This is a genomic window from Aeromonas sp. S5(2024), from assembly GCF_041403025.1.
GTDB classification, from domain to species: Bacteria; Pseudomonadota; Gammaproteobacteria; order Enterobacterales; family Aeromonadaceae; genus Aeromonas; species Aeromonas hydrophila.
This window is the reverse complement of sequence record NZ_JBGLRI010000003.1, coordinates 531,019-553,233: the sequence shown is the minus strand read 5'-3', so window position 1 is coordinate 553,233 and position 22,215 is coordinate 531,019. Positions and strand designations below refer to the sequence as shown.

The window sequence follows — 22,215 nt, the reverse complement described above, 5'->3', positions numbered from 1 at the left end:
GCCTGCGGTTTGCCGGCTGGATGGGGATGTCGTCCTTTGCGAAAGGATGGGCCTGCCCCGCAATGCACTGCGCCTGCCGGGTGGCAGGCGCAGTGTGTGGGAAGGGATGGGCTCAGGGCAGGTCGAGGGTGAAGCGGGCGCCCCCGAGCGGGGATTCATCCACCATGATCTGGCCGCCGTAGCTGTGCACGATCTCGGTGACCACCGCCAGCCCGATGCCCTGGCCGGGGGAGCTGTCGGCGCGTACCCCGCGCTGGAAGATCTGCTGCGACTTGCCGGGGTCGATGCCGGGGCCGTCGTCCTCGATCTCGATCCGCAGCCGGTCGAGCCGGCGGCTGACCGTCACCTTGATCTCGCTGATGGCGAACTTGAAGGCGTTGTCGAGCAGGTTGCCCATCAACTCCATCAAGTCCCCCTGCTCGCCGGCGAAGAAGACGTCGTCATCGAACTTGAAGCGGGTCTGCAGCTTCTTGTGGCGATAGACCTTGGCGAGGCTGGCCAGCAACTTTTCGATGAGGGGCACCGGCTCGGTGCCCTTGCTGGCGAGGCGCTTGCGGCCGGTGACGGCGCGGCGCAGCTGGTACTGGATGATCTGATCCATGGTGAGGATCTGCTCATTGATGTTGTCGTGGATGTCGCGCCCCAGCTTGACCTCCTGCGCCGTCATCTGGATCAGCGCCAGCCGGGTTTTCAGGCTGTGGGCCAGATCGTTGAGGGCGTGCTGGTAGCGCTGGGTCTGCTGGCGTTCGTTCTCCAGCAGCTGGTTGACCGACTCGGTCAGCGGCGTCAGCTCCCGCTCATAGTCGTTGGAGAGGGCCTCCCGCTTGCCGGCCCGGATCTCGTCCATCTGGCGCGCCATGGTGCGCAGGGAGCCCAGGCTCCAGAAGCTGGTGAGTAGCAGCAGGGCGCCGAGCAGGGAGTAGGCGAGCAGGGCCTGGCGGATGCACTGGTAGAGGTAATCGCGGGTCTGGGCCAGATAGCGCTTGGCCGAATCGACCATCACCACGTAATAGGTGGTGGGGCCGTCGCCGTGATTGCGCAAAAAGCGCAGGCTGTAGATGAAGTAGCTCTCGCCGTTCTTGATGGTGTGGCGCTTGAAGAAGTAGTCCTGATCCAGCCCGCCCAGATACTTCATCAGATCCTGGCAGATGGTGTCCCTGGCCTGGATCACCTCCGGCATGTGCATGCTGGACCAGCTCAGCTGGCCATCGGCCCGGCAGATCAGGGTATCCAGATTGGGGTCGACGGCATCCGGGGTGATCCGGCCCAGATCCGTGGTGGCATGGGCATCCGGCAGTTTGGAGGAGAACAGCTTGGAGAGGTTCTCCTGCATGCGGGTGCTGGCCTTCTGGGCCTGCTCCTCGGTGTGACCCAGATAGAGGATGTAGACCGAGAAGGCCATGATGAGCGCGATGACCAGCATGGCGCTCAGCATCAGCTTGATGTGCAGCGAGCGGCGGATGAAGCGCATGGGGCGCAGCAGACGAGAGTCCATCAGTTGCACGACAGGTTGAAGATGTAACCCTGGCGGCGGATGGTGGAGATGGGCTGGATGGTCCCCTCCGGATCCAGCTTCTTGCGCAGCCGGCTCACCATCACCTCGATGGTGTTGGGGTCTCCCTCGCCATCGCCATAGAGCTGGTCCAGCAGCTGCTGCTTGGAGACCACCTGGCGGGCGTTGCGCATCAGGTATTCGAGGATCAGGTATTCAAAGCTGGTGAGCACCACCGGGGTGCCGGCGATGGTCAGCTCCTTGCGGGATAGATCCAGCTCGTAGTCGCCGGCCTTGACCCTGGGGGAGATGAAGCCGGCGCTGCGGCGCACCAAGGCGTTGAGACGGGCCAGCAGTTCGTCCTTCTGGAACGGCTTGACCAGGTAGTCGTCCGCCCCGGCTTCCAGCCCCTCCACCTTGTCCTGCCAGTTGCCGCGCGCGGTCAATACGATGATGGGAAAGGGGATTTGCTGCTCGCGCAGCTGGCGGATGAGTTGCAAACCGTCCATGTCCGGCAGACCCAGATCGATGATGGCCACGTCGATGGGATAGTCGGCAGCGTAATGCAGTGCCACCTGGGCACTGTCGGTGCTGTGTACCTGATTCTGGGCTTCGGTCAGCAGGGTGCTGAGGTGGTGATTGAGCAGCTTGTCGTCTTCGACCAACAATATTTTCATAAGGTGCGCGATCATGGGGATCCAGGCTGTCAATTAGAGGGCTTATGACGGGGAGAGTCAATCCGGATCCTAACAGCCCTGGCTGTATCGGGACTGAATCAGCACCCTATTGGTTCATTCCCTCTAATCCATTGCGGTAACGGTATTTATCCGCCAAGTGGCACCAACAAAAAAGCCAGTCAGGGTCACTGACTGGCTTTTTTGTTGGTGCTTGTCGGGGATCAGTCGATGAGACTGGCCCACAGGTCGTACTCGTCCGCTTCATCGATGCGGACCTTGACCATGTCGCCGGGCTTGAGGCCGGTTTCACCGTTCAGATAGACCAGGCCGTCGATCTCGGGGGCATCGGCGGCGGAGCGGCCGGTGGCACCCTCTTCGTCCACCTCGTCGATCAGCACCAGCATCTCCTTGCCGACCTTGCGGGCGAGCTTGCGGATGGAGACCTGCTGCTGCAGCTCCATGAAGCGCTGGAAGCGCTCTTCCTGCACTTCTTCCGGCACCGGATCCGGCAGCTCGTTGGCCTTGGCGCCTTCGACCGGGCTGTATTTGAAGCAGCCGACCCGATCCAGCTCTGCCTTGTCGATGAAGTCCAGCAGCATCTGGAACTCTTCTTCGGTCTCGCCGGGGAAGCCGACGATGAAGGTGGAACGCAGGGTGATCTCGGGGCAGATCTCGCGCCACTTCTGGATCCGTTCCAGGGTGCGCTCGACGGTGCCCGGTCGCTTCATCAGCTTGAGGATGCGCGGGCTGGCGTGTTGCAGCGGGATGTCGAGGTAGGGCAGTACCTTGCCGTCACGCATCAGTGGGATGACGTCATCCACGTGCGGGTACGGGTAGACGTAGTGCAGGCGCACCCACATGCCGAGCTTGGCCAGCTCTTCGCACAGGGCCACCATGCTGGTCTTGACCGGCATGCCGTCGTAGAAACCGGTGCGGTGCTTGACGTCCACGCCGTAGGCAGAGGTGTCCTGGGAGATCACCAGGATCTCCTTCACGCCGGCCTCTTTCAGACGCTTGGCCTCGGCCAGCACTTCGCCGATGGGACGGCTCACCAGATCCCCGCGCATGGAGGGGATGATGCAGAAGGTGCAGCGGTGGTTGCAGCCTTCGGAAATCTTCAGATAGGCGTAGTGGCGGGGGGTCAGCTTGACGCCCTGGGCCGGCACCAGGCTGGTGAAGGGGTTGTGGGTCGGCTTCTCGACGTACTTGTGCACGTGGCCCAGCACCTCTTCATAGGCGTGGGGACCGGTGATCTCGAGCACCTTGGGGTGGATCTCGCGGATCTGGTTCTCTTTGGCACCGAGGCAGCCGGTGACGATCACCTTGCCGTTCTCGGCCAGGGCCTCGCCGATGGCTTCCAGGGACTCCTGTACCGCGCTGTCGATGAAGCCGCAGGTGTTGACCACCACCACTTCCGCATCGTCATAGCTGGGCACCACGTCGTACCCTTCGGTACGCAGCTGGGTCAGGATGCGCTCGGAATCGACCAGATTTTTGGGGCAACCCAAGGAGACGAATCCTACTTTGGGGGCCTGTTTTGTGTTGGACATCGCTCAATCACTCTTAGGTGGCTCTAGTTTTAGGGCGCGGATTTTACCGGAATGGCTAACCAAAAACTATACAGCCGGCACGGCGGAATCGAACAATATCTCCGGCGAGGCAGGATTGTGCCAAGGCAGGCCCGATTTGAGCCGATACGGGCCGATGGCGGCACCCTTGCTCCGTCAGCTTGCTGGCTGTTGAGTTTCAAATCAATTTTGCGAGAGCGGGAAGACGGGTGTCACTATACTCCCTGCAGGCAGACTGGAAGGAAGGACGGGATGGACAGCTCATTTGGCGAGAGAATGCAGAACGTGCACGCCACGCTCAGGCAGCGGTTTGACAAGTTGAGCCGGGTGGCCATCGCGATTTATGACCAGCACACGGACAGGCTCAAAACCTTTGCCCACAGCACCGAGGGAAGCTCCCCGCTGGTGCAGTACGAGGTCAAGCTGAGCGACGTCCCCTCCCTGCGCTATCTGGCCGAGCATAAACAGCCCCGCGTGCTCGACACGCTGGACTCGCTGCTGGGCTCCCCCTCCGAGCACAGCCGCAAGCTGCTGGCGGCCGGTTATGAATCCAGCTACACCGAGCCGCTGTTGTTCAACAGCAAGCTGTTCGGTTTTCTGTTTTGCGATGCCAGGGTGCCTGGCTACTTCGACCCCGCCATCCGCGGCGAACTGGCGGCATACGCCCAGATCCTGGCGGCCATCATAGCAGTGGAGTTTTTCTCGATTCAGACCCTGAGCGGCGCGCTTACCACGGCGCGGGAGTTCAGCCGCTACCGGGATGAAGAGACCGCCAATCACCTGCACCGGATGTCGGCCTATTCGCGGCTCATCGCCCGCGCCGTGGCCACCCGTTATCCCTTGAGCGACGAGGAGGTAGAGTTCATCTATCTCTTCTCCGAGCTGCACGACATCGGCAAGATTGCGGTGCCCGACGCCATCTTGCTCAAACCCGGCAAGCTGACGCCAGAGGAGTTCGGGGTGATGAAGATCCACCCGCTCAAGGGGCGGGAGATGATCGCCCTGATGATCAGCGAGTTTGGCCTCGACGGCATCCATCACACCGACATGCTCAAGAACATCATCTCCTATCACCACGAGCGTTTCGACGGGCAGGGTTATCCGGAGGGGCTGGCGGGGGAGGCGATCCCGCTGGAGGCCCGCATCGTCGCGGTGGCCGACGTGTTCGATGCGCTCACCAGCGAGCGGCCCTACAAGCAGGCCTGGACGTTCGAAGCGGCCTTTGCCTACCTCGAAACCCACGCCGGCAGCCAGTTCGACCCCGCCTGCGTCGCCGCGGCGCTGTGCAACAAGGAGGCGTTTCGCGCCATCCATCAGCAATACCGAGAGCCCGCCGCCAGCTAGGCGGCGGGCCTGGTGTCATGACTTGCCCTACCTCGTTTTGCCCTGTTGTGACTCTTCCCGAGATAGCGTGAGAGCTGCGGTGGGCTTTGCCCCATCGAGGCCGTCAAGCGGATGGATCCCATCATGACGAGCGTCACTGATTGACCCGCCTCGTGCCATTGGGCTTATCCGGCTTAGGCCAGATCTGCTACTGTGACCATCAACTCATCACAAAGGGTGGAGCACAGCATGAAGATTCGATTCCTGGTGATAGCAACGGTCATGGCGCTGGCATCGGCTCCCAGCCTGGCTGACTGGGCCAAGGTGAAAGCGGCCGCGAGCGAGCTCGGCAGCGCGGTGAGCGACACCAGCAAGGAGGCGTGGCAGAGCGTCACGGATTTCTCCAAGGCGACCTGGGCATCGGTTTCCCAGTGGGGTTCGGAGGCGTTCAACACCGCCGGCGCCTGGACCGACAAGAGCGTGGCTACCGGCAAGGAGTGGCTGACGGTGGCCGACAAGAAGCTCGACGAGATGCTCGAGCCCAAGACGGCCGACGAGGCGCGGCTTGCCCTCGATACCATGGCCGACACCGCCCTGGTGCGGCTATTCAACCAGCAACCCTCAGCCAAGTTGTTGTTTGACAAGGCCTATGGCTATGCGGTGTTCGACTCGCGCAAGTTCTCCCTGATGCTGCACACCAACCAGGGGGCCGGGGTGGCGGTCAACCGCACCAGCGGCAAGCACACCTACATGAAGATGTTCGGTGCCGGGCTTGCGGCCGGGCTCGGTGGCAAGTTCTACCAGCAGGTGATCCTGTTTGAAGACAAGGCCAGGTTCGATGCCTTCGTGAGCCAAGGCTGGGAGGCGACCTCCGAGATGGGGGCCGTGGCGGGCAAGGAGAGTGCCGAGCTCAGCGCCAAGTACAACGGCGGCATGGCCATCTACCAGATCGGCGAGAAAGGCTTGCTGCTCGATGCCAACATCTCTGGCTCCAAGTACTGGGTGGACAAGGATCTGACCCGCTAGTCACCCGCTTTCCGGCCTTTTCCGTCGGCCCGCATCTTGCTGGCTGACGGGAACGCCTGCTACTTGGCAAATAATCTGCCCTCGCATCGCCTGTTGCGTGCTGCTTACCCCTCCTCTCATCCCGCTTGCCTGGCGGTTTTCTACTTGTTGGCACCCTAATTGCTTACACCCTGACAGCGTCAATGATTTGTCTGGGGATGGAATATGGAAATTAGTGCAAGCAGCCTGATGCAAGAGATGCAGGCACTCAAGGTCGAAGCCGGCGCCACGCCGCTGACCCAGCCCGGCCGCCAGGTCACGTCCGACTTTGGCCAGTTGCTGCAACAGGCCCTTGGCAACGTCAACGAGTTGCAGGGGGCCGCCAACGATCTGCGTACCCGTTTCGACATGGGCGACAACTCGGTCGACTTGTCCCAGGTGATGATCGCCGGGCAGAAATCCTCCATCGCCTTCGAGGCGACGGTGCAGGTACGCAACAAGATGGTCGATGCCTACAAGACCATCATGAACATGCCGGTATAAGCGCGCTCACCATGGCAACTGAACATCATGAACATCATGAACATCATGAACATCATGAACATCATGAACATGTCAGCAATAAGGACATAAATCGTGGCTAATGACCAAAATGGCGAACTGCTGATGAACGATGAGGGCAGTGCCGCCCTCGATGAGAATGAGCAGAAGAGTTCAGCACTCGGCTTTCTGTACAACACGGATGTGCTGCGTCAGATCACCCTGATCCTGGGGTTGGCCATCTGTCTGGCGATCGCCGTTTTCATCCTGCTGTGGGGCAAGGAGCCGGACATGCGGCCCCTTGGCACCTACACCACCCAGGAGCTGGTCAAGACCCTCGACTACCTCGATCAGCAGAAGATCCCCTATCAGGTGGATGGCAAGAGCGTGCTGGTCAGTGCCGAGAACTACTCCAGCATCCGGCTGGCGCTGACCCGTGCCGGCCTGGCCAACGCCACCGACACCACCAGTGACGGGGAAGACATCCTGCTCAAGGACTCCAGCTTTGGTGTCAGCCAGCGGATGGAGAGCGAGCGTCTCAAGCTGAGCCGCGAGCGCCAGCTGGCCAGCGCCATCGAGCAGTTCCAGAATGTGGCCAAGGCCCAAGTGCTGCTGGCCATCCCGAAAGACAACGTGTTTGCCCGCAACGAACGCAAACCCAGCGCGACTGTGGTGCTGAGCCTCAAGGGCAATGCCCTCGGTCAGGGTGAGGTGGACTCCATCGTCGACATGGTCGCCTCTGCGGTGCACGGTCTGGAGCCGACTCGCGTCACCGTGACCGACCAGAACGGCCGCCTGCTCAACTCGGGCTCCCAGGATCCCGTCTCTGCCCAGACTCGCAAGGAGTTTGCGATGCAGCAGAAGCAGGAGCTGGAATACAAACAAAAAATTGACGCCATCCTGATCCCGGTGCTCGGCGCCGACAATTATACGGCGGAGGTCGATCTCTCCCTCGACTTCTCCCAGCAGGAGCAGACCCGCAAGACCTACAACCCGGATTTGCCGGCGGTGCGCTCCGAAATGACCATGGAAGAGAACAGCGCCAACGGCAGCAACGGCGGCGTGCCTGGCGCCCTCTCCAACCAGCCGCCAGCCGCCTCCAACATTCCGCAGCAGGCGACCGGCCCCAATGCCGAAACCACTGCGTCTTCTTCCGGCCGCTCCCGCAAGGAGGCGACCCGCAACTTCGAACTGGATACCACCGTCAGCCATATCCGGCGCCAGATGGGTGGCATTCGCCGCATGACCGTCTCGGTGGCGGTGGATTACAAGGCGTCTACCGCTGCCGATGGCAAGGTGACCCGTGAGCCCCGTACCCAGCCCGAACTCGATACCCTGCGCCGTCTGCTGAGCGGTGGCCTTGGCTTTGATGTGACCCGTGGTGATACTCTGGAGGTGGTCGCCATCCCGTTCAACCGGCCCGAGCTTGAGAGCGTGGCCGAAGCGCCGCTCTACGAGCAGCCCTGGTTCTGGCGTGCGGTGCGCATTGCCGCCTCCGTGCTGGTCATCATAGTGTTGATCGTCACCGTGGTACGACCCATGCTCAAGCGCCTGCTCTATCCGGATGCCAAGCCGGAAGGGGAACTGGACTTCGACAACCACACCGTCTTGGGTGGAGATGACGAGCTCAGTCTGCTGGCGGCTCAGGCTGAATCCGAGCCGGTGTTCGGGGTACGTGACGGCCATCTGAAACTGCCGGATCTGCACCGTGACGAAGACTTGCTCAAGGCGGTACGTGCGCTGGTGGCGAACGAACCGGATCTGGCCGCACAGGTCATTAAAGAATGGGTAGCGAACAAAGATGGCTGACGAAAACAAGACACAGGTCACCGGCAATGACATCACCGACAGTCAGCGCCAGATCCTGGATCAGATGAGCGGGATGGAGATGGCGGCGGTATTGATGCTGAGCCTCAACGAAGAGGATGCCGCCCAGATCTTCCGCCATCTCGAGCCCAAGCAGGTGCAGCGGCTCGGCATGTCGATGGCCTCCATGTCGGATTTCAGTCACGACCGGGTGGCGGCGGTCCACCGTCAATTCATCGACGACATCCAGAAGTACACCAACATCGGTATCGGCAGCGAAGATTTCGTGCGCAAGGCGCTGGTGGCGGCCCTTGGCGAAGACAAGGCCAGCAACCTGGTGGATCAGATCATCCTGGGTTCAGGTGCACGCGGCCTCGACTCGCTCAAGTGGATGGATGCCCGCCAGGTGGCCAGCATCATCCAGAACGAACACCCGCAGATCCAGACCATCGTTCTCTCCTATTTGGAGCCAGAACAGTCGGCCGAGATCCTGAGCCAGTTCCCGGAACAGGTGCGCCTCGATCTGGTGATGCGTATCGCCAACCTGGAAGAGGTGCAACCGGCGGCACTGCAAGAGCTCAACGACATCATGGAGAAACAGTTCGCCGGTGCGGCGGGTGCCCAGGCAGCCAAGATGGGCGGCCTGAAGGCGGCAGCCAACATCATGAACTACCTCGACACCAACATCGAAGGCCAGCTGATGGACTCCATCCGCGAGTCGGACGAGGAGATGAGCCAGCAGATCCAGGATTTGATGTTCGTGTTCGAAAACCTCATCGATGTGGACGATCGCGGCATCCAGACCATGCTGCGGGAAGTGCCTGGCGATCTGCTGCAACGGGCGCTCAAGGGCTCCGACGATCAGATGCGCGAGAAGGTATTCAAGAACATGTCCAAGCGGGCCGCCGAGATGCTGGCGGACGATCTGGAGGCCATGGGGCCGATCCGGGTCTCCGAAGTGGAAGCCGCCCAGAAAGAGATCCTCTCCATCGCCCGTCGTCTGGCGGATGCCGGCGAGATCATGCTGGGTGCCGGTGGCGGCGAGGAGTTCCTCTGATGAGCGGTCACGTCGGCGTGAATAGCGGAGCGGGCCGCGTTATGGCGAGGAGTGCGGCAGGCAGATGAACAACAACAAGCTGCGCGGTTATGTCAGACCCGACGGGGATGAGAGCCAGGTCCAGACCTGGGGCTGGCCCGAGATGGAGGTCGAGGCCGAGGTCGAGACCAACGCCCTCGGGCTGACGCCGGATTGGTATCGGCAGGAAGAAGAGGTCCCGGTCGAAGAGCCGGTGGAGGAGCCGGCCCCCAGCATCACTGCCGAGGAGCTTGAAGCAATTCGCCAGGCCGCCTGGGAAGAGGGGATGGCCGAGGGGCGTGAAGCCGGTTACGCCAAGGGGCTCGAAGAGGGCAAGCTGGAAGGCTTGCAGCAGGGTCATGCCGCCGGGTTGGAGCAGGGCAAGGAGGAGGGGCTGGCCCTCGGCCGCGAGCTGGTGGATCAGCAGATGAGCCACTGGCAGGGGCTGATCGATCGCCTCGCCAACCCGCTCAAGGAGCTGGACGGCGCGGTGGAGCAGCAGCTCATCGCCCTGGTGATGCAGCTGGCCCGCGCCCTTATCCGTCACGAGGCGGAAACCTCGCCCCGGCTGTTGCTCGAAGCGCTCAAGCAGGGGCTGGCGCTGTTGCCGGCCGCCGAACTGGGGGTCACTCTGATGCTGAACCCGGACGATCTGGCCCGGGTCGAGCAGGCGTTCGGCGCCGAGGAGTGCGCCAAGCGCCACTGGCGGCTGCAAAGCGATCCCACCCTCTCCCCCGGCGATCTGCAACTGGCCACCGAACTCTCCAGCATCGATCTGACCCTCGCGGGGCGCATCGATCAGCTGCTGCGCAACTTCCTGCGCGACAATGCATCGCAGGATGCCCGCGGCTAAGGGCGTGCGGGCCGCCAGGGTGCGGCCCGTCTGCTTTCTCTACCCATTCAACATCATATCTCAGGAGGCCGGATGAGCGGCTCGTTACTCAATCGGTTGCAAGGGTATCGGGTACGCGATATCGCCCCCAAACCGCCGGTGGCCGGCAAGCTGACCCGGGTGGTGGGGCTGACCCTCGAAGCCATCGGCTGCCGCGCCGCCATCGGAGCGCTCTGTCGCATCGATACCCAGGACGGCTCGCTGGAGGCCGAAGTGGTCGGCTTCTCCGGCGATCGGCTGTTTCTGATGCCAAGCGAACAGCTCAAGGGGGTCATTCCGGGCGCCCGGGTAGTGCCCATCATCGAGGAGCACGGTATCCCGGTCGGCATGAACCTGCTGGGCCGGGTCATCGACGGCATCGGCCAGCCGCTGGACGGGCTTGGCCCCATCCTCTCTTCCCAGACGGTGCAGTTTGCCCAGCACCGCATCAACCCGCTCTCCCGCCGCCCGATCCATCAGCCGATGGACGTGGGGGTGCGCGCCATCAACGCCGTGCTGACGGTGGGGCAGGGCCAGCGGATGGGGCTGTTCGCCGGCTCCGGCGTCGGCAAATCCGTGCTGCTCGGCATGATGACCCGTGGCTCGGTGGCCGACGTGGTGGTAGTGGGGCTCATCGGCGAACGGGGCCGCGAGGTGAAGGAGTTCATCGAGGAGATCCTGGGGGAGGAGGGGCGTGCCCGCTCCGTGGTGGTGGCGGCGCCGGCCGATGCCTCGCCGCTGATGCGGCTCAAGGGGTGTGAGACGGCGCTGGCCATCGCCGAGTATTTCCGCGATCAGGGGCTCAACGTATTGCTGCTGATGGACTCGCTCACCCGTTACGCCCAGGCCCAGCGCGAAATCGCCCTGGCAGTGGGCGAGCCGCCGGCCACCAAGGGCTATCCGCCCTCGGTGTTCGCCAAATTGCCGGCACTGGTGGAGCGGGCCGGCAACGGCAGCGACGGCCAGGGCTCGATCACGGCCTTCTTCACCGTGCTGACGGAAGGGGACGATCTGCAGGATCCCATCGCCGATGCGGCGCGGGCCATCCTCGACGGCCACATCGTGCTGTCGCGCGAGCTGGCCGATGCGGGCCATTACCCGGCCATCGACATCGAAAAGTCCATCAGCCGGGTGATGCCTATGGTGACCTCGCCGGAACACATGGAGCTGGCGCGCACCCTCAAGCAGTTCTACTCCCTCTACCAACAGAACCGTGACCTCATCACCATCGGTGCCTACAGCCAGGGCTCCGACCCCCGCATCGACCGCGCCATCATCCAGAAACCCTATCTGGATCAGTTCTTGCAGCAAGGCATGCGCGAGGTCATTCACTACGATGCGGGCCTGCAGGCCCTGCAGCTGGTGGCCATGCCGCTGATGCGGTGACGAGAAGATAAGAGGGGGGCGTGCCCATGAGTAAAGGCTTGGTAATGTTGTCGGAGCGGCTGATGGAGGCCGAACAGCAGGCGGCGCTGGCGCTGGCCAAGGCCCAGCAGGATCTGAAGATCTTCATGGAGCAGCAGGACGCGCTCAACCAGTACCGCCAGATCTACCACCAGCAGTGGACCGACCGTGGCCTGCAGGGCATAGGTGCCCAGCAGAACAGCCAGTATCACGCTTTCATCAACAAGCTGGAGCAGGCGGCTACCCAGCAGTATGAAGGGGTATTGCAGGTACGCCAGGCGCTGGAACTGCGTCGCGAGGAGTGGCTGGCCGCCCAGCAGCGGCGCAAGGCGGTGGAGTTGCTGCTGGCCAAGCAAGCGGGACGCGAGCAGCAGAAAGCCCAGCGCCAGGAGCAGAAGATGCTGGACGAGTACGCCATGCTGCGCCGTTTCCACCATTCTGGCCTGTAACTTGCTTTCTTCTTGCCATCCCGTGTGCGCCTCACTTCCCCCGGGGAGCTGAGGATAAACCCGAAGCCGAATGTCGCCAGGAATCTTCACCATGATGCAGACACTGTTAACCAATTCTCCCGCCGCGCCGACCGCTGCCGCTGCCGACAAGAGTGCTGTGCTGACGGCGAGCCAGGATGGCGGTGAAGGGGCCCTGCAGAGCGACGGCAAGGTCGGCTTTTCCGAGGTGATGAACCGGGTGCAGCAGGCTGACAAGGTCAATACCAAAGCCGACGGCAAGGTTGCCAACGCAGATGGCAAGGCCCCCAACGCTGATAGCAAGGCTCCGGCACGGCCTGGCGCCGAGCAGGGAAGCGCGGGTGCATTGGAGGGCAACAAGCTGGTGCCGACCGCCAAGGGCGAGGCTGCCAAATCTTTGGCGAATGAGGCCGAAGAGGCCGCTAGCGCCGACGACAAACCACAGAAGGGGAGTGAGCCCGATCCCGCTCTCGCCCCCAACGATTTCTTGCAGCGTCTGCAGGATGCCCTCAAACAGGACACCTCCCTGGTCGCCCCGCCGGCCATCAATCTGGTCGCCACGGCTCCCGTCATTGAGATGGACGGCAAGATGTTGCCGCACAAAGACGCGGACGCCGAGTCGGCCGAGGCAGCGGCCACCCTCACCCAGCCGCTCGCCGGCAGTGGTGAGAAGCAGGGGGCGACGACCAGTGCCGCCGCGCTGGCCCGCCAGGCTGCCAGCTTGCTCACGGGCGAAACCAGTGTGCCGGTTGATGCGAAAGCCGCGCAGTCGGATGCCGTCGTGACGGATGATGCCGCCCTGGCGGCTCAGCTGCAGGGAGCCGGGAAAGAGAGCGGTGGCAAGGAGAGCGGTGCCGGCGGCGCCAATGCCGACCAACCTACCGATAACAATGGCAAAGAGACCAAGGGGAGCAAAAGCGAGCTCTCCGCCGCCGAGCGGGCGGCCTTGCTGAGCAAGGTACCCGCCGCCGCGTTAAGCGAACAGGGTGAGAATGACACCAAGATCCAGCTGGAAGGCGCCGACAAGGGGGCCAAGCCTGTAGTGCCGCCCATGGCGGGCAAGGAAGAGCCGGTAAAAACCGCTCCGCTGCAGGCCACCCACCAGGCCGTGGCCACTCAGCCTGGCGCCGCCAGAGCGTTTGAAAAGGGGGTGACTCGCACCGATGGCGGCTCGAGCAACGGCGCTGCTGACAAGGCGCCGATGCAGACCACCGCCGAGGGGGACGGGCAGTCCAAGCCGGTGGCCGCCAAGACCGAGGGCCAGCCTGCTCCTGCCGCCAGCAGCGGCGCACCGGCGCCGGCCACCGCTCCCGCCAGCGAACCCGTGCTGGTGGCACCGCAACAGGTGCTCGCCAGCAGCGAACCGCAGGGTCCGCAAGCGTCCCTGGCCAGCCTGTCAGCCGGACTCAAGCAGATGGAAGCCACCGAGCGTAGCGACGCGCCCAGGGCCCGCAGCGAGGTGAAAGTCGACGTGAAGCAGAAGGTGGCAGAGCTGGCTCGCGGCGGCACCCAGGAGAGCAGCGAGACCACCACCACCCCGGAGAGCAGCCGCAGCCAGCAGGTCCAGCAGAACAGCCAACCCCAGGCGGTGGGTCATGACAACCGGCCGGCGCCCACCGAAGCGGCCGCGCGGCGCGAGCCCGCCAACCTGCCCCACCTCAAGCTGGCCGATCCGGAGGCGCCGGCCCAGTTGCATCAGAAGGTCAACCTGATGCTGGCGGACAAGCTGCAGCAGGCGGAGATCCAGCTCGATCCCCTCGGCCTTGGCAAGATGAAGATCCAGATACAGATGGGGGCTGACAGCCAGGCCAACGTCCATTTCGTGGTGCAGCACGGCCAGACCCGGGAAATGCTGGAGCAGGCCATGCCCCGGCTGCGTGATATGCTGGCCGGGCAGGGCATCCAGCTGGGCCAGACCCTGGTGCAACAACAGCCGCAGCAGCAGTCACAGGGTCAGTCGGCGTTTGCCGGTCAGGGCCAGCAAGGCCAAAAAGGCAGCGGATCTTTTGCCGAAACAGGCCAAACTGAGGCAGAGGTCACGGGCGCCGGCATGCGTTTGTCGACGGAATCGACAAACGACAGCGGAATTGATTTCTATGCTTGATGCCAGCCCGAGTAAGTTTATGATATCGAACAAGTTTGAGACTAGGGTGGACAAGGGATGGCAGACGATAACGAACTGACGCTGAAAGACCCGGCGGCAGGCAAGAAAAAGAAGCTGATCATGATTATCGCCCTGGCCGTGATTGTGCTGGGTGGTGGCGGAGCTGGCGCCTGGTTCATGCTGTCCGGCGGCGACAAACCGGCGGCCGAGGCCGCGGGGGAGGGCAAAGATGCCAAGCCCAAAGAGGCGGCACCTCAGCCTTCGCTCTACGTGGGCATGCCGCGCCCCTTCGTGTTCAACGTCTCCGGGGGTCAGCGTGACCGGCTGGTGCAGATCAAGATCCAGCTGATGGTGCGCGGCACCGCCGACGAGACGCTGGCCAAGCAGAATATCCCCCTCATCGAAGGCACCCTGCTGCGGGTCTTCAGTGCGGCCACCAGCGAGCAGCTGATGACCTTCGAGGGCAAGGAGAAGCTGCGCAAGGATTCACTGGAAGAGTGCCGTCGGGTGCTCAATGACCTGGTCTCTTCCCCCGTTATCGAACAAGTGCTGTTTACCGGCTTTGTCATGCAATAAGGGTGAAGCGTGAGCGATCTGTTAAGTCAGGACGAAATTGATGCCCTCTTGCACGGGGTCGATGATGTCGAAGAGGAAGAGATAGGCGCGGCGGGAGATCCCGGCGTCGCCCAGTTCGACTTCTCCTCCCAGGACCGCATCGTCCGTGGTCGCATGCCGACCCTGGAGCTGGTGAACGAGCGTTTCGCCCGCCACATGCGGATCAGCTTGTTCAACATGATGCGCCGCACTGCCGAGGTCTCCATCAACGGCGTGCAGATGCTCAAGTTCGGCGAGTACGTGCACACCCTGTTCGTGCCGACCAGCCTGAACATGGTGCGTTTCCGTCCGCTCAAGGGGACGGCGCTCATCACCATGGAGGCGCGGCTGGTCTTCATCCTGGTGGAGAACTTCTTCGGTGGCGATGGCCGCTACCACGCCAAGATCGAGGGGCGCGAGTTCACCCCCACCGAGCGGCGCATCATCCAGATGCTGCTCAAGCTGGTGTTCGAGGATTACAAGGACGCCTGGGCGCCGGTGATGGACGTGGGCTTCGAGTACCTCGACTCCGAGGTGAACCCGGCCATGGCCAACATCGTCAGCCCCACCGAGGTGATCGTGGTAAGTTCGTTCCACATCGAGCTGGATGGCGGTGGCGGCGACTTTCACGTGGCCATGCCCTACTCCATGCTGGAGCCCATCCGCGAGCTGCTGGATGCCGGCGTGCAGAGCGACAAGGGCGATACCGACGTGCGCTGGAGCAAGGCGCTGCGCGACGAGATCATGGACGTCAAGGTGGAGCTGCGGGCCAAGTTGCTGGAGACAGAGCTCACCCTGCGCGAGCTGATGGAGCTGCAACCCGGCGACATCATCCCGGTGGAGATGCCGGAGAACCTGCTGGTGTTCGTGGAGGACTTGCCCACGTTCCATGCCAAGATGGGGCGGACCAAGGACAATGTGGCGCTCAAGATCACCGACAAACTCAAGCGCCCGGAAGGGGTCAAGACCGAGATGCATCTGGTGACCCGGGGCGGTGTACGCATCGATGGCGAGGCCGAGCTGGAAGAGCTCGAGCGCAGCATCGAAGATCAACAACGATAAACGGCGATCTGCGCTGGCAGGGCGTCAAGAAAGCAGCATAAGGAATTCAAGATGAGCGGAACTGATGAAGAGGATCTGATGGCGGACGCCTGGGCAGCCGCGCTGGAAGAGCAGGTGACTGCTGAAGCCAAGCCCGCTCCCCTCGAAGAGCTCAAGGATGATGCCCCCATCAGTGCCGAGGAGCGGCGCAAGCTGGATACCATTCTGGATATTCCGGTGACCATCGCCATGGAAGTGGGCCGCAGCCAGATCAGCATCCGCAACCTGCTGCAGCTCAACCAGGGCTCGGTGGTGGAGCTGGATCGGGTGGCGGGTGAGCCGCTCGACGTACTGGTCAACGGTACCCTGATCGCCCACGGCGAGGTGGTGGTGGTGAACGACAAGTTCGGCATTCGTCTGACCGACGTCATCAGCCAAATCGAAAGGATCAAGAAACTCAAATGATCCGTCTCTTCCCGCTGTGGCTTCTCTCTCTCCCCGCACTGGCTGAACCCGGTGCGGGCGCCAATCCACCCAGCCTCACCTCCTGGCTGCTCTCCAGCCTGATGGTCATCGGCCTCATCCTGGTGCTCGGTTTCCTGCTCAAGAAGAGCAAGATTGCCACCGCCATGGGGGGCGGCCAGATGCGGGTCATCGCCAGCCTGCCGGTGGGCTACAAGGAGAAGCTGCTGGTGGTCAAGGTGGGCGAACAGCAGCTGTTGCTCGGGGTGACGCCGCAGCAGGTCAACTTTCTCTATCGCCTGGAAGAGCCGCTGGACGAGAGCCAGCCCCAGGCGTTTTCCCAGCAGCTTGGCAAATTGATGGGCAAGCATGAAAAAAGCTAACGGCTCACGGCCGCACGGTGGGCTGCTGGTCGGCCTGTTATCCCTCCTGATCCTCTGCTCGCCGCTGGCGCTGGCCCAGGATGGCATGTCGGCAGTCACCATCAAGACCATGGCGGACGGCAGCCAGGAATACAGCCTGACCCTGCAGGTGCTGGCGCTGATGACGGCGCTCTCCTTCCTGCCGGCCATGGTCATCATGATGACCTCCTTTACCCGCATCATCATAGTGCTCGGCATTCTGCGCCAGGCCATCGGCCTGCAGCAGAGCCCCTCCAACCAGGTGTTGATCGGCATCGCCCTGTTCATGTCGTTCTTCATCATGTCGCCAGTGCTGGATCGCATCAACAACGAGGCGCTGCAACCCTATCTGGCCGAGACCATCCAGGCCAAGGAGGCGCTGGAGAAGGCCGAGCTGCCCATCCACCAGTTCATGCTGGCCCAGACCCGGATCAAAGATCTCAACACCTTCATGGAGATAGCGAACGTGCAGGTGGACAAGCCCGCCGACGTGCCGCTGCGGGTGCTGATCCCGGCGTTTGTCACCAGCGAGCTCAAGACCGCGTTCCAGATAGGCTTCATGCTGTTTCTGCCGTTCCTGGTGATAGACCTGGTGGTGGCCAGTATCCTGATGGCGATGGGGATGATGATGTTGTCGCCGATGCTGGTCTCCCTGCCATTCAAGCTGATGTTGTTCGTCATGGTGGATGGCTGGAACCTGATCCTGGGATCCCTGGCCAACAGCTTCGGGCTGGGCGCTGGTGGTTAAGGGCGAGCAACGCAAGGAGCGAACGGCATGAGTCCTGAAACCTTTATCGACGTGTTTCGCGAGGCGCTCTGGCTGGTCACCATCATGGTGTGTGCCGTGATCCTGCCGAGCCTCTGCGTCGGCCTGCTGGTGGCCATCTTCCAGGCGGCCACCTCCATCAACGAACAGACCTTGAGCTTTCTGCCCCGTCTCATCGTCACCCTGTTTGCTCTGGGGGCGGGGGCGCACTGGGGCTTGCAGAGTCTGATGGACTTCTTCCTGCTGATGGTGAGCCAAATTCCGGAGGTGGTGGGATGAGGGGCCCGCTCGAGCAGTGCGGCCTGCTGCGCCCGTTGTCGGCCTCGATGACCCGCAAGGTGCCGGGATGACCTACACAACCGCTCTCATCATGGAGTGGTTGTCTTCCATCGTCTGGCCGTTGGCGCGGGTGAGCGGGCTGCTGATGGTGATGGCGGTGTTTGGCAGCCGGCTGACACCGGCTCGTGTGCGCATCAGCCTGGCGCTGGCGCTGACCCTGATGATTGCCCCTTTGCTTCCCCCCATGCCCAAGATCGAGCTGTTCTCGGTCGGCAGTTTTCTGGTGCTGGGCCAGCAGTTGCTCATCGGGGTCGCGCTAGGCCTCATGACTCAGTTCCTGATGGAGAGCTTCGTGATGGCCGGCCAGATCATCGCCATGCAGACCAGCCTGGGTTTCGCCACTCTGGTGGATCCCATGAACGGCCAGTCGGCGCCGGTGGTGGGCCAGTTCTACCTGATGCTGGCGACCCTGGTATTTCTGGCGGTGGATGGTCACCTCATCATGCTGCGCATGGTGGTGCTGAGCTTTGATACCCTGCCGGTGTCGGACAGCGGCCTCAGCCTGCCCTCCATTCGGGATCTGATCGGTTTTCTCGGGGTCATGTATCAGGCCTCGCTGGTGATGGCGCTCTCTGCCATCGTCGCCCTGCTGCTCATCAACTTTGCCTTCGGCGTCATGACCCGCGCCGCGCCCCAGCTCAACATCTTCAGCATCGGCTTTGCGGTCAGCATGATGTCGGGCCTGCTGATCCTCTGGCTCACCATCGGTGGTTTCCTCGGCCATTTCGACAGCATGTGGGAGCGGGTGCAGGAGACCAGCTGCACCCTCATCGGCACCCAGTGCCTGGGAGGACAGTAAGATGCCGGCGGCAGGCTGGGGGCTCCACTACCTGGGATGGATCTCCTGGATCTGCACCGTTGGCATGGTGCGACTGAACAACGGTGCTCAGGCGGCTTTGATGCCTGATTGCCTCGACCTGTGCGGGGGTCAGCATGGCTGATACCGATCAGGAACGTACCGAACAACCCACGGGCAAACGACTGCAACAAGCCCGGGAAAAAGGGCAGATTGCACGATCCAAGGAGCTGGGTACCGCCAGCGTCCTGCTGGCGGCCGTGTTTGGCCTGCTGATGGTCAAGGAGAGCCTGGCCGGTGCCATGGTCAAGGTGCTCACCATGGGCTTTACCCTGGATCGGGAGCAGGCGTTCGATCCCAATGCCATGATGACCATGTTGCCGGCCCTGCTGCGGGAGCTGCTGCACCCACTCGGTCTGCTGTTCATGCTGGTGGCCATCGCCGCCTTTGTCGGCAACATCCTGATGGGGGGCATGAACTTCTCCTCCGAAGCCATGCTGCCCAAGTGGAGCAAGCTGAGCCCACTCAACGGCATCAAGCGGATGTTCGGAGTGCAATCCCTGGTCGAGCTGGTCAAGTCCATCGCCAAGGTGGTGTTCATCTCCCTGTTCGCCTGGTGGATGCTCTCCAGCCAGTTCAACCACCTGCTCAATCTCTCCCTCGAGGGTTACCCGGGCGGCATCATAGACGCGCTGGATCTGCTGCTGTGGATGCTGATCATCCTCTGCTGCGCCCTCATTCCCATCGTGGCCATCGACGTGCCGTTCCAGCAGTGGAACCACATGCGCCAGCTCAAGATGACCAAGCAGGAGGTCAAGGACGAGTTCAAGGACAGCGAAGGCAAACCCGAGGTGAAGGGGCGGATCCGCCGCTTGCAGATGGAGATGGCGATGCGCCGCATGATGGGGGATGTGCCCAAGGCGGACGTGGTCATCACCAACCCGACGCACTACTCGGTGGCACTCAAGTACGATACGGCCAAGCCGGGCAGCGCGCCCAAGGTCGTGGCCAAGGGCACCGATGAAATCGCGATGAAGATCAGAGAGATAGCCAGGGAGTACGAGATCCCGGTGATGCCGTCCCCGGCGTTGACCCGCGCCATCTACCACGCCACCGAGATTGGTCACGAGATCCCGGAAGGGCTGTTTGCCGCCGTGGCCCAGGTGCTGGCCTATGTCTATCAGCTCAAGAAGTTCCGTCGTGGCCGTGGTCGCCGTCCCAATCCGCTGGCCAAGGATCTGCCCATTCCAACCGAATTCCGCAAATGACAAACTTCTGACACAGTCAAAATAAAATCATTGTATTTCAATGTCTTGTATTATTGGCTTGATGTTTGCTTTAATCTGGCATCAGCGGTTTGAGATTGAGAAAAACGATGAAACTCCAGGCATCATTGGGCCGAATCAAAGAGTACAAGTGGCTGTTGACCAAGGGCCTGGGGACGCCGCTGCTGGTGCTGGCCTCTCTTGGCATGGTGGTGCTGCCCATTCCGCCGCTGATGCTGGATATCCTGTTTTCCTTCAATATCGCGCTCTCCATCGTAGTGCTACTGGTAGCCGTCTACACCCGCCGTCCGCTCGAATTTGCCGCCTTCCCGACCGTGCTGCTGATAGCGACCCTGCTGCGGCTGGCGCTCAACGTCGCCTCTACCCGGGTGGTACTGCTGGAAGGCCACAACGGCAGTGCGGCGGCCGGCCACGTGATCGAAGCCTTCGGCAACGTGGTGATCGGCGGCAACTACACGGTCGGTATCATCGTCTTCATGATCCTGATGATCATCAACTTTGTGGTGGTCACCAAGGGTGCGGGCCGGATCTCAGAAGTTAGCGCCCGCTTCACTTTGGATGCCATGCCCGGCAAACAGATGGCCATCGATGCGGACTTGAACGCCGGCCTCATCAATCAGGAAGAGGCCAAGAAGCGCCGCCAGGACGTGACTCAGGAAGCCGATTTCTACGGCTCCATGGACGGTGCCTCGAAATTCGTGAAAGGGGATGCGGTGGCGGGGATCATGATCCTCTTCATCAACATCCTGGGCGGCTTCATCATCGGCATGGTGCAGCACCAGCTCACCTTCAGCGAAGCGGCCCAGATCTATACCCTGCTCGCCATCGGTGACGGTCTGGTGGCCCAGATCCCGTCGCTGCTGCTCTCCATTGCTGCCGCCATCATAGTGACCCGCCAGAACACGGATCAGGACATGGGCACCGCGGTGCTGGGTCAGTTGTTCGACAATCCCAAAGCTCTGATCATCTCGGCCGGTATCCTGCTGATGATGGGCAGCGTGCCCGGCATGCCCCATCTGGCGTTCCTCAGCCTGGGGGCCATCGCCGCCGCCGGTGCCTGGTGGCTGCTGCGCCGCGAGAAACAGCTGGCGGCCAAGGCGGCCAAGGGCGAGCTGATGCCGGCGAGCACGGAGCAGACCCACGAGCAGAAAGACCTGAGCTGGGACGACGTGATGCCGGTGGACATCATCGGGCTGGAGGTGGGCTATCAACTTATCCCGCTGGTGGATCGCAACCAGGGCGGCGAGCTGCTCAACCGGATCAAGGGGGTGCGCAAGAAGCTCTCTCAGGAGCTGGGTTTTCTGGTGCCTGCGGTGCATATCCGCGACAACCTGGATCTGGCCCCGAACCAATATCGCATCACCTTGATGGGAGTCAGTACCGGCGAGGCCAATGTTTACCATGATAAGGAAATGGCCATCAATCCGGGCCAGGTGTTCGGCCAGATCCAGGGGGTTGCGACCCGGGATCCCGCTTTCGGACTGGAGGCGGTGTGGGTTGCCAAGGAGCAGGTCTCCCAGGCGCAGACCCTTGGCTACACAGTGGTGGATACCGCGACCGTGGTGGCAACTCACCTCAGCCAAATCCTCTCCAACCATGCCGCCCTGTTGCTGGGCCATGACGAAGTACAACAGTTGCTCGACATGATTGGGAAGCACCAGAACAAGCTGGTGGAAGGGCTGGTTCCTGAGGTCATCAGCATGGGTAACCTGGTGAAGGTATTGCAGAATTTGCTTAATGAAGGCGTGCCAATCCGCGATATGCGCACTATCCTGCAGACCCTGGTGGAATATGCCCCGCGCAGCCAGGATCCGGAAGTGCTGACGGCGGCCTGCCGTATCGCCCTGCGCCGGCTCATCGTGCAGGAAATTGCCGGCCCGGATCCCGAACTGCCGGTGATCACCTTGGCACCAGAATTGGAACGTATATTGCATCAATCCCTGCAGGCAGGGGGTGGTGATGGCGCCGGCATCGAGCCGGGTCTGGCGGAGCGGATGCAACGCTCGCTGGTGGAAGCCACTCAACGACAAGAACTGGAAGGCCAACCGGCCGTGCTTCTGACATCAGGGATACTGCGCAATACCCTGGCGAAATTTGTCAAGAATGCCATTCCTGGATTGCGCGTTCTGTCTTATCAGGAAGTGCCTGATGACAAGCAAATCCGCATCGTCAGTGCGGTAGGGCAGAACTAGTTAGCG

Annotated in this window: 21 protein-coding genes; 18 read left to right on the top strand and 3 right to left on the bottom strand. The window is 62.2% G+C overall.

The genetic code is table 11. The features are described from left to right. Nucleotides 1-112: 112 nt before the first annotated feature. The 3 genes from ACB032_RS09115 to rimO all read right to left on the bottom strand — a co-directional run bounded on the left by ACB032_RS09115 (nt 113) and on the right by rimO (nt 3,719). Nucleotides 113-1,495, bottom strand: a complete 1,383-nt coding sequence (locus ACB032_RS09115; protein ID WP_029301488.1) for an ATP-binding protein — start codon at nt 1,493-1,495, stop codon at nt 113-115. Beyond that, nucleotides 1,495-2,169, bottom strand: coding sequence for a response regulator (locus ACB032_RS09110; RefSeq protein WP_016350040.1), 675 nt, complete (start codon nt 2,167-2,169; stop codon nt 1,495-1,497). Before ACB032_RS09110 ends, ACB032_RS09115 begins: the two co-directional genes overlap by 1 nt. Before the next feature lie 221 nt (nt 2,170-2,390). Beyond that, a complete protein-coding gene (gene rimO, locus ACB032_RS09105; protein WP_011705268.1) occupies nt 2,391-3,719 on the bottom strand; it encodes a 30S ribosomal protein S12 methylthiotransferase RimO in 1,329 nt (442 codons plus the stop codon). Between the two features lie 270 nt (nt 3,720-3,989). Between rimO and ACB032_RS09100 the strand changes: the two genes are divergently transcribed. From ACB032_RS09100 to flhA, 18 genes are all read left to right on the top strand, one after another. Further along, complete coding sequence (locus tag ACB032_RS09100) at nt 3,990-5,081, top strand: HD domain-containing phosphohydrolase (RefSeq protein WP_371137798.1); 1,092 nt, start codon at nt 3,990-3,992, stop codon at nt 5,079-5,081. A 228-nt stretch (nt 5,082-5,309) separates the two neighbouring features. Next, the gene (locus tag ACB032_RS09095; RefSeq protein ID WP_371137797.1) at nt 5,310-6,086 is read left to right on the top strand and encodes a hypothetical protein; all 777 of its coding nucleotides are present in this window, start codon (nt 5,310-5,312) and stop codon (nt 6,084-6,086) included. 204 nt (nt 6,087-6,290) lie between these two features. Then, a complete protein-coding gene (gene fliE / locus ACB032_RS09090) occupies nt 6,291-6,608 on the top strand; it encodes a flagellar hook-basal body complex protein FliE (RefSeq protein ID WP_011705271.1) in 318 nt (105 codons plus the stop codon). A 93-nt stretch (nt 6,609-6,701) separates the two neighbouring features. After that, nucleotides 6,702-8,414: a flagellar basal-body MS-ring/collar protein FliF gene (fliF, locus tag ACB032_RS09085; RefSeq protein WP_371137796.1), complete on the top strand. Its 1,713-nt coding sequence runs from the start codon at nt 6,702-6,704 to the stop codon at nt 8,412-8,414. After that, complete coding sequence (gene fliG / locus ACB032_RS09080; protein WP_011705273.1) at nt 8,407-9,468, top strand: flagellar motor switch protein FliG; 1,062 nt, start codon at nt 8,407-8,409, stop codon at nt 9,466-9,468. Before fliF ends, fliG begins: the two co-directional genes overlap by 8 nt. A 64-nt stretch (nt 9,469-9,532) precedes the next feature. Further along, nucleotides 9,533-10,339, top strand: a complete 807-nt coding sequence (gene fliH / locus ACB032_RS09075; RefSeq protein WP_371137795.1) for a flagellar assembly protein FliH — start codon at nt 9,533-9,535, stop codon at nt 10,337-10,339. A gap of 72 nt (nt 10,340-10,411) precedes the next feature. Then, entirely contained in the window at nt 10,412-11,743 is a 1,332-nt protein-coding gene (fliI, locus tag ACB032_RS09070; protein ID WP_371137794.1) for a flagellar protein export ATPase FliI, read from the top strand. A gap of 26 nt (nt 11,744-11,769) precedes the next feature. Beyond that, nucleotides 11,770-12,210: a flagellar export protein FliJ gene (gene fliJ, locus ACB032_RS09065; RefSeq protein WP_039215304.1), complete on the top strand. Its 441-nt coding sequence runs from the start codon at nt 11,770-11,772 to the stop codon at nt 12,208-12,210. Between the two features lie 91 nt (nt 12,211-12,301). After that, a complete protein-coding gene (locus tag ACB032_RS09060; protein ID WP_371137793.1) occupies nt 12,302-14,332 on the top strand; it encodes a flagellar hook-length control protein FliK in 2,031 nt (676 codons plus the stop codon). A gap of 57 nt (nt 14,333-14,389) precedes the next feature. Continuing rightward, nucleotides 14,390-14,908 (top strand): flagellar basal body-associated protein FliL, encoded by a 519-nt coding sequence (fliL, locus tag ACB032_RS09055; RefSeq protein WP_011705278.1) that lies wholly within the window; start codon nt 14,390-14,392, stop codon nt 14,906-14,908. Nucleotides 14,909-14,917: 9 nt separating this feature from the next. After that, nucleotides 14,918-15,988, top strand: a complete 1,071-nt coding sequence (gene fliM, locus ACB032_RS09050) for a flagellar motor switch protein FliM (protein ID WP_011705279.1) — start codon at nt 14,918-14,920, stop codon at nt 15,986-15,988. A 51-nt stretch (nt 15,989-16,039) separates the two neighbouring features. Then, nucleotides 16,040-16,432: a flagellar motor switch protein FliN gene (fliN, locus tag ACB032_RS09045; protein WP_011705280.1), complete on the top strand. Its 393-nt coding sequence runs from the start codon at nt 16,040-16,042 to the stop codon at nt 16,430-16,432. Then, nucleotides 16,429-16,812, top strand: coding sequence for a flagellar biosynthetic protein FliO (gene fliO, locus ACB032_RS09040; protein ID WP_005298795.1), 384 nt, complete (start codon nt 16,429-16,431; stop codon nt 16,810-16,812). Before fliN ends, fliO begins: the two co-directional genes overlap by 4 nt. Further along, nucleotides 16,799-17,578, top strand: coding sequence for a flagellar type III secretion system pore protein FliP (fliP, locus tag ACB032_RS09035; protein ID WP_016350054.1), 780 nt, complete (start codon nt 16,799-16,801; stop codon nt 17,576-17,578). Before fliO ends, fliP begins: the two co-directional genes overlap by 14 nt. A gap of 27 nt (nt 17,579-17,605) precedes the next feature. Then, nucleotides 17,606-17,875, top strand: coding sequence for a flagellar biosynthesis protein FliQ (gene fliQ / locus ACB032_RS09030; protein WP_011705282.1), 270 nt, complete (start codon nt 17,606-17,608; stop codon nt 17,873-17,875). A 67-nt stretch (nt 17,876-17,942) separates the two neighbouring features. After that, complete coding sequence (gene fliR, locus ACB032_RS09025) at nt 17,943-18,734, top strand: flagellar biosynthetic protein FliR (protein ID WP_011705283.1); 792 nt, start codon at nt 17,943-17,945, stop codon at nt 18,732-18,734. 134 nt (nt 18,735-18,868) lie between these two features. After that, complete coding sequence (flhB, locus tag ACB032_RS09020; protein ID WP_011705284.1) at nt 18,869-19,999, top strand: flagellar biosynthesis protein FlhB; 1,131 nt, start codon at nt 18,869-18,871, stop codon at nt 19,997-19,999. Between the two features lie 107 nt (nt 20,000-20,106). Continuing rightward, nucleotides 20,107-22,209 (top strand): flagellar biosynthesis protein FlhA, encoded by a 2,103-nt coding sequence (gene flhA / locus ACB032_RS09015; RefSeq protein WP_016350056.1) that lies wholly within the window; start codon nt 20,107-20,109, stop codon nt 22,207-22,209. Nucleotides 22,210-22,215: the final 6 nt, after the last annotated feature.

Coding starts and splice junctions, on each gene's coding strand:
- ACB032_RS09115 (WP_029301488.1), bottom strand. CDS start 1,495: ATGGACTCTCGTCTGCTGCGCCCCATGCGCTTCATCCGCCGCTCGCTG.
- ACB032_RS09110 (WP_016350040.1), bottom strand. CDS start 2,169: ATGAAAATATTGTTGGTCGAAGACGACAAGCTGCTCAATCACCACCTC.
- rimO (WP_011705268.1), bottom strand. CDS start 3,719: ATGTCCAACACAAAACAGGCCCCCAAAGTAGGATTCGTCTCCTTGGGT.
- ACB032_RS09100 (WP_371137798.1), top strand. CDS start 3,990: ATGGACAGCTCATTTGGCGAGAGAATGCAGAACGTGCACGCCACGCTC.
- ACB032_RS09095 (WP_371137797.1), top strand. CDS start 5,310: ATGAAGATTCGATTCCTGGTGATAGCAACGGTCATGGCGCTGGCATCG.
- fliE (WP_011705271.1), top strand. CDS start 6,291: ATGGAAATTAGTGCAAGCAGCCTGATGCAAGAGATGCAGGCACTCAAG.
- fliG (WP_011705273.1), top strand. CDS start 8,407: ATGGCTGACGAAAACAAGACACAGGTCACCGGCAATGACATCACCGAC.
- fliH (WP_371137795.1), top strand. CDS start 9,533: ATGAACAACAACAAGCTGCGCGGTTATGTCAGACCCGACGGGGATGAG.
- fliI (WP_371137794.1), top strand. CDS start 10,412: ATGAGCGGCTCGTTACTCAATCGGTTGCAAGGGTATCGGGTACGCGAT.
- fliJ (WP_039215304.1), top strand. CDS start 11,770: ATGAGTAAAGGCTTGGTAATGTTGTCGGAGCGGCTGATGGAGGCCGAA.
- ACB032_RS09060 (WP_371137793.1), top strand. CDS start 12,302: ATGATGCAGACACTGTTAACCAATTCTCCCGCCGCGCCGACCGCTGCC.
- fliL (WP_011705278.1), top strand. CDS start 14,390: ATGGCAGACGATAACGAACTGACGCTGAAAGACCCGGCGGCAGGCAAG.
- fliN (WP_011705280.1), top strand. CDS start 16,040: ATGAGCGGAACTGATGAAGAGGATCTGATGGCGGACGCCTGGGCAGCC.
- fliO (WP_005298795.1), top strand. CDS start 16,429: ATGATCCGTCTCTTCCCGCTGTGGCTTCTCTCTCTCCCCGCACTGGCT.
- fliP (WP_016350054.1), top strand. CDS start 16,799: ATGAAAAAAGCTAACGGCTCACGGCCGCACGGTGGGCTGCTGGTCGGC.
- fliQ (WP_011705282.1), top strand. CDS start 17,606: ATGAGTCCTGAAACCTTTATCGACGTGTTTCGCGAGGCGCTCTGGCTG.
- fliR (WP_011705283.1), top strand. CDS start 17,943: ATGACCTACACAACCGCTCTCATCATGGAGTGGTTGTCTTCCATCGTC.
- flhB (WP_011705284.1), top strand. CDS start 18,869: ATGGCTGATACCGATCAGGAACGTACCGAACAACCCACGGGCAAACGA.
- flhA (WP_016350056.1), top strand. CDS start 20,107: ATGAAACTCCAGGCATCATTGGGCCGAATCAAAGAGTACAAGTGGCTG.